We start from the raw sequence: 6,296 nt of genomic DNA, 5'->3' as shown, positions 1-6,296 counted from the left end.
GACTTCGCCAACGTGGAAGGGCTCGGCGTGCGGGGGATCGTCGGTTCCTCGGCGGTGCTCGCGGGCCGGCAGGCCCTGATCGAGCAGTGGAGCCTGCGCGTGCCGGGCGAGTTGGCCGAGGCCAAGGCCGCCGCCGAGCGCGAGGGCCGCACGGCGGTGCTCGTGGCCTGGGACGGGCGGGTCCGGGCCGTGCTGTTCGTCGCCGACACGGTCAAACCGACCGCCGCCGAAGCCGTCACCCGCCTGCGCGAACTCGGCCTGTCCCCGGTGCTGCTCACCGGGGACAACGAGACCGTGGCGCGCACCGTGGCCGCCGAGGTCGGCATCGACGAGGTGATCGCCGAGGTCCTGCCCGAACAGAAGGTGGAGCGGGTGCGGCACCTTCAGGACCAGGGCCGCGTCGTGGCGATGGTCGGCGACGGCATCAACGACGCCCCGGCACTGGCGCAGGCCGACCTCGGCCTCGCGATGGGCACCGGCGCGGACGTGGCCATCGAGGCCGGTGACCTCACCCTCGTGCGGGGCGACCCGCGCGTGGCCGCCGACGCCATCCGGTTGTCCCGGCGCACCCTCGGCACGATCAAGGGCAACCTGTTCTGGGCCTTCGCCTACAACGTGGCCGCCCTGCCACTGGCGGCGGCGGGTCTGCTGAACCCGATGATCGCCGGTGCGGCGATGGCGCTGAGCTCGGTCTTCGTCGTCAGCAACAGCCTGCGCCTGCGCACGTTCCGCTGACGGCGCTGACTCCACCGGGATACCCGGCACGTTTAGCCGGGTGGTACCCCGGGTGTGGCGGTGAGGAGGGACATGGCAGCACAGGCTCCCCGGGATCTGTTGGACGCCAACGACATCACGGGGCTGCAGGACTGGCTCGCCGGGCACGCGCCGCACGAGATCGCCGACGAGCTGGCCCGCGCCGACCCCGTCGAGGCCGTGCTGCTGTTCCGCCTGCTGGACAAGGACAGGGCCCTCACGGTGTTCGAGGAGCTCGACCCCGCCGACCAGCAGAATGTGCTTTCCGGCCTGCGCGACACGGCCTTCCGCGACGTGGTCGAGGCGATGGACCCGGACGACCGGGCCCGTCTGCTCGGGGAGGCGCCTGCGAAGTTCGCCCGGCACGTGCTCGCCGGCCTCAGCCCCCGGGAACGCGGGCTCACCGCGGCGCTGCTCGGCTATCCCGAGCACGCCGTCGGCCGGTACATGAGCCCGGAGACGGTCGCGGTGCGGCACCGGCTCACCGCCGATCAGGCTCTGGCGGTGGTGCGCGAGCGGGGAGCCGACGCCGAGACCGTCTACACCCTGCCGGTCATCGACGAGCGGCGCTGCTTCCTCGGCACCGTGTCACTACGTGATCTGGTGCTCAGCCCACCGGACCTGCCCGTGGTCGACATCGCGGACGGTTCGACCCCCCGGGTGCGGGCCACCGACGACGTGGAGGAGGCGGCGCGGCTGATGCAGGACGCCAACCTGCTCGCGCTGCCCGTGGTGGACAGCGAGGACCGGGTGCTGGGCCTGTTGACCATCGACGACGCCGTGGAGGTCATCGAGGCCGCCGACACCGAGGACATCGCCCGCCAGTCGGCCGCGACCCCGTGGACGGGGCACTACATGTCGGCGAGCGTGGTCGAACTGGCGCGGTCGCGGGCATTGTGGCTGCTGCTGCTCATCGTGGCGGCCACGCTCACGGTGAATGTGTTGCAGTACTTCGAGGACACGCTGGCCCGCATCACCGCGCTGGCCCTGTTCATCCCGCTGCTCGTCGGCACCGGGGGCAACGCGGGCGCCCAGGCGGCGACCGCCGCCGTGCGGGCGCTGGCCGTGGGGGAGGTGCGCACCAGAGACGTGTTGCGGGTGGCCTGGCGCGAATGCCGGGTCGGGCTGGTGCTCGGGGCGATGCTGGCCGTGGTGGGGCTGGTGATCGGGACGCTGATCGTGGAGTTCACCGTCGCCGCCAGCGTGGCACTGTCGCTGGTGCTGGTGTGCGCGTGGGCGGCCACCATCGGCTCGACCATGCCGCTGATCGCCAAACGCGTCGGGATCGACCCGGCCGTGATCTCCGCGCCGCTGGTGACGACCCTGGTCGACGCCACCGGCCTGGTGATCTACTTCGTCGTCGCCCGACTGGTGTTCGGGCTTTGAGGCGCGGCGGGGGGTGGTACCGCGAGGCGGGAGCGGGGCGTCCTGCTCCCGCCTCGCGGTGGCGTGCCCCCGCGCACCGGCCGGAGGACCGCTCAGTACGTGATGCCGCGGTCCGCGAGCCAGGGCAGCGGGTCGATCTTGGACCCGTTCTCGACCACACCGAAGTGCAGGTGCGGGCCCGTGGACTGGCCGCGGTTGCCCATCGTGGCGATCTGCTGACCGGCCTCGACCTCCTGGCCGACCGAGACCAGCGACTCGTTGATGTGGCCGTACAGGGTGATCAAGCCGTCGTCGCGCTGGACACGCACCCACAGGCCGAAGCCGCTCGCGGGCCCTGAGGAGATCACCGTGCCCGGGTGCGCCGCGCGGATCGGCGTCCCGATGTCGTTGGCGATGTCGATGCCGAGGTGCGAGGTGCCCCAGCGGGCGCCGTACCCGGAGGTGAACTTGCCCTCCGCGGGCCTGGCGAAGCCGGGCGCGGCCTGGGGTGCGGCGGCACCGCCCGCCGGTGGGGCAGCGGCCTGCTGCTCCTGCTTGGTGGCGTGCAGGTCGTCGAGAGCGACCTGGGCCTCGTCGCGGGCGGCGACGGTGGCCTCGTGGGCCTTCCGCGCGTCCTTCAGCGCGTTCTCGGCCTTGCGCTCGGCGTTGCGGGCCTGCTTCAGGTCCGCCTGCGCCTGCTGGTCGGCGGTGCGCTTCTGCGCCACCTCGGCGCGCGGCTTCTCGATCAGGTCGAGTCCGCTGTTGCCGGTCACGTCGAGCAGCGCGGAGGTCGCGCCGTCGGCCGAGTCGTTCGAGGCGAGGAAGCCGACGATCGGGCCGACGAGGCTGCCGAACCGGAACTGGCTTCCCGAGAGCTGCTCCACCTTCGTGCGGGCGTGGTCGAGCTGGGCCCGCGCCTTGTCGAGCGCGGCACCGGCGCGCTCGGCCTTCTCGCGCGCGGAGGCCGCCCGGTTCGCGGCCTCCTCGTGCTCCCGCGTGGCGGTGTCGAGCTTCGCGCGGGCGGAGGCCTCCTTGTCCTGTGCCGCCTTCAGGGCCTTCTCGGCCGAGGCGATCTGGTCGTCGAGTGAGGGCTGGGCCGCCGCGGCGGCCTGTTGCACCTGGGCGTTGCGGGGCTGTGCGGGTTGCGCATCGGCCGCCGCGACGGCGACGCCCGGTGTGGAAACCAGCGTCAGAGAGGCGAGCAGCGCGATCGGGGCAGCACGCCTGAGGTCATGACGCGCACGCATGTGCGACTCCAATGGTGTCGGGGGAGTGTGCGCCGGTGGGGGGCCGACGCACACCTGGATCGGGGCTGCCGCGACTATGCGCAGCGGCGCGGGGGTCCCTCCACAAAACTTGACGCTCGCCACAACGATTCGGTCACGAATCGAGGTTTAAGGGTGTTTCGGTGCTTGACTGCGCACTCTCCGCAGGTCAGCGGCGTGTCTCGCGTCGGGCGAGTATGGTCCCGGTCACGCTCGGCGGTCCGCGGTGTCCGGCATGTCTGATGTGGAGGGCCTCGGCCGCCGTCGCATGCCGGCGCACCGGGCGGCCACGCACCGTGTCCGCAGCGCGGCACGCGTGTCTAATACGTCCGATCCTCTGTCCGCTGTGGACGGCGCCGCCGGGTGCCGGTGCACCGGGCGGTCCGGACCGCGCCGCGACCGTGCGTGCCCGGGGTGCCGCTCGGGCGTGATGTTCCTTCACCGCGTCGAGGTGTGAGACGGCCGTCACCGGGAATCCGGGCCCGGAACCGACGCGACGTCGTCATGGAGCGGGAGGTGTGATGGACCGGATCGCGGACGTGTGGGGGACCCGGACCCCGCACGCGAAGGACACCGCGTGGCCGGTGCGGGTCGACACGCTGCTGGAGGACGGGGTCACCGAGGCCGACGTCGAGCGCTGGGTGCCGTCGGCGTGCGTGCTGTGCAGCAACGGCTGCGGCTGCGACATCGCCGTCTCCGGAGGCCGGATGGTCGGCGTGCGGGGCCGAGCCGACGACGTAGTCAACCACGGCAGGCTGGGGCCGAAGGGCCTGTACGCGTCGTGGCAGTGGAGCGGGCGCGACCGGCTCACCCGGCCTCTCGTGCGCGAGGGCGGGGAGCTGGTCGAAACGGACTGGGACACGGCCATGGAGCGCGTGGTGCGCCGTTCCACCGACCTGCTGCGCGAGGTCGGCCCGCTCTCCCACGGCTTCTACACCACGGGCCAGCTCTTCCTCGAGGAGTACTACACCCTCGCCGTGCTGGGCAAGGGCGGGCTCGGCACACCGCACATGGACGGCAACACCCGGTTGTGCACCGCCACGGCCGCCGCCGCGATGAAGGAGAGCTTCGGCTCGGACGGCCAGCCAGGCAGCTACACCGACATCGACGCCTGCGACACGCTGTTCTGCTTCGGGCACAACATGGCAGAGACACAGACGGTGCTGTGGGCGCGGGTGCTCGACCGGATCGCCGGTGCCGACCCGCCGCGCGTGGTCGCCGTCGATCCGCGCCGCACCCGGGTCGCCGAAGCCGCCGAGCAGACCGGCGGCGTGCACCTCGCCCCGCTGCCGGGGACCAACCAGGCGCTGATGAACGGGCTGGTCCACGAGATCATCGCGAACGGGTGGGTCGACCAGGCCTACGTCGACGCGCACACGGTCGGCTACGACGATCTCGCCGAGCAGGTGCGCGAGTACACCCCCGAGCGCGTGGCCGAACTCTGCGGTGTCACCGCCGACGAGGTCCGCGCCGCGGCCAGGCTGTTCGGCACCGGGGGCCGGGTACTGTCCACAGTGCTTCAGGGGTTCTACCAGTCGCACCAGGCCACGGCCGCGTCCTGCCAGGTCAACAACCTGCACCTGCTGACCGGGCGCCTCGGCTCACCCGGCAACGGGGTGTTGCAGATGAACGGCCAGCCGACCGCACAGAACACGCGGGAGTGCGGCGCGGACGGCGACCTGCCCGGATTCCGCAACTGGCACAACCCGGACCACGTGCGCGAGCTGGCCGAGCTGTGGAAGGTCGACCCGCTGACCATCCCGCACTGGTCCCAGCCGACGCACGCCATGCAGATCTGGCGCTACGCCGAGCAGGGCTCGATCCGCTTCCTGTGGATCTCGGGCACGAACCCCGCCGTGTCGCTGCCGGAACTGGAGCGCGTGCGCGAGATCCTGCGCCGCGAGGAGCTGTTCGTGGTGGTGCAGGACGGGTTCCGCACCGAGACCGCCGAATACGCCGACGTGGTCCTGCCCGCCGCGCTGTGGGGCGAGAAACAGGGCTGCTACACCAACGTCAACCGCACGGTCCACCTTTCCGACAAGGCCGTGGACCCGCCCGGCGAGGCTCGCGCCGATCTGGACATTTTCCTCGACTACGCACGCCGGATGGACCTTCGCAACGCCGAGGGCGACCCGTTGATCCCATGGCACGACCCGGAGAGCGCGTTCGAGGCGTGGAAGGAGTGCACGCGCGGGAGGTTGTGCGACTACACCGGCCTTTCGTACGAGCGGCTGCGCGCACGCGGTATCCCGTGGCCGTGCGACGACGAGCACCCCGACGGCTGCGACCGCCTCTACACCGACGGCGTGTTCCCCACCGACCCCGGAGTGTGCGAGACGTTCGGGCACGACCTGGTCACCGGCGCCGCGATCAGCCCCGAACGGTACAGGGCGGCGCAGCCGGACGGCCGTGCGTTCCTGCGGGCGGCGCCGTACAGTGCCCCGCCCGAGACGCCCGACGAGCGACGTCCCTTCGCCTGCGTGACCGGGCGCACCGTCTACCACTTCCACACGCGCACCAAAACCGGGCGGTCGAGGCCGCTGAACGAGGCCGCGCCACGCCCCTGGGTGGAACTCTCCGCCGCCGACGCGGAACAGCTCGGGGTCGCCGAGGGCGACGTGGTGCGTGTCGACAGCGGTCGCGGGGTGCTCGACCTGCCCGCGCGCGTGGGCAGGGGCCGCGATGGCGTCGTGTTCGTCCCGTTCCACTACGGTTACTGGGACACGGCGGACGCCTCAGCCCCGGACGGGCACCCGCGCGCGGCGAACGAGTTGACCCCCACGGCGTGGGACCCGGTGTCCAAGCAGCCGTACCTCAAGGTCGTCGCGGTCTCGGTGACCCGCCTCGGCCCCGGTGACGGCCCGGCGCCCGCCCCCACCACGACCGCGTCGGAGCCGGCCGGACCCGTCTCCG

General features: G+C 72.3%; 4 protein-coding genes. 3 read left to right on the top strand and 1 reads right to left on the bottom strand.

Going from position 1 to position 6,296, the window contains the following annotated elements:
* A partial coding sequence (locus SACSA_RS21865; protein WP_048876476.1) for an HAD-IC family P-type ATPase occupies nucleotides 1-735 on the top strand: 735 nt, incomplete at its 5' end.
* A gap of 72 nt (nucleotides 736-807) precedes the next feature.
* Nucleotides 808-2,139, top strand: a complete 1,332-nt coding sequence (mgtE, locus tag SACSA_RS0106830; RefSeq protein ID WP_028661626.1) for a magnesium transporter — start codon at nucleotides 808-810, stop codon at nucleotides 2,137-2,139.
* 92 nt (nucleotides 2,140-2,231) lie between these two features.
* Here the strand turns inward: mgtE and SACSA_RS0106825 are convergent, their stop codons facing one another.
* Complete coding sequence (locus tag SACSA_RS0106825) at nucleotides 2,232-3,365, bottom strand: M23 family metallopeptidase (RefSeq protein ID WP_019814490.1); 1,134 nt, start codon at nucleotides 3,363-3,365, stop codon at nucleotides 2,232-2,234.
* 536 nt (nucleotides 3,366-3,901) lie between these two features.
* Here SACSA_RS0106825 and SACSA_RS21860 point away from each other — a divergent pair.
* Nucleotides 3,902-6,296, top strand: a 2,395-nt coding sequence (locus tag SACSA_RS21860) for a molybdopterin oxidoreductase family protein (protein WP_048876542.1), incomplete at its 3' end; no start/stop codon positions are given.

The sequence above is a fragment of the Saccharomonospora saliphila YIM 90502 genome, from assembly GCF_000383795.1.
GTDB lineage: Bacteria > Actinomycetota > Actinomycetes > Mycobacteriales > Pseudonocardiaceae > Saccharomonospora > Saccharomonospora saliphila.
This window is presented reverse-complemented; position numbering and strand designations above follow the sequence as displayed.

Bases quoted from the DNA above. Each gene is read 5' to 3' on its own strand.
- mgtE (WP_028661626.1), top strand. From the start codon at position 808: ATGGCAGCACAGGCTCCCCGGGATCTGTTGGACGCCAACGACATCACG.
- SACSA_RS0106825 (WP_019814490.1), bottom strand. From the start codon at position 3,365: ATGCGTGCGCGTCATGACCTCAGGCGTGCTGCCCCGATCGCGCTGCTC.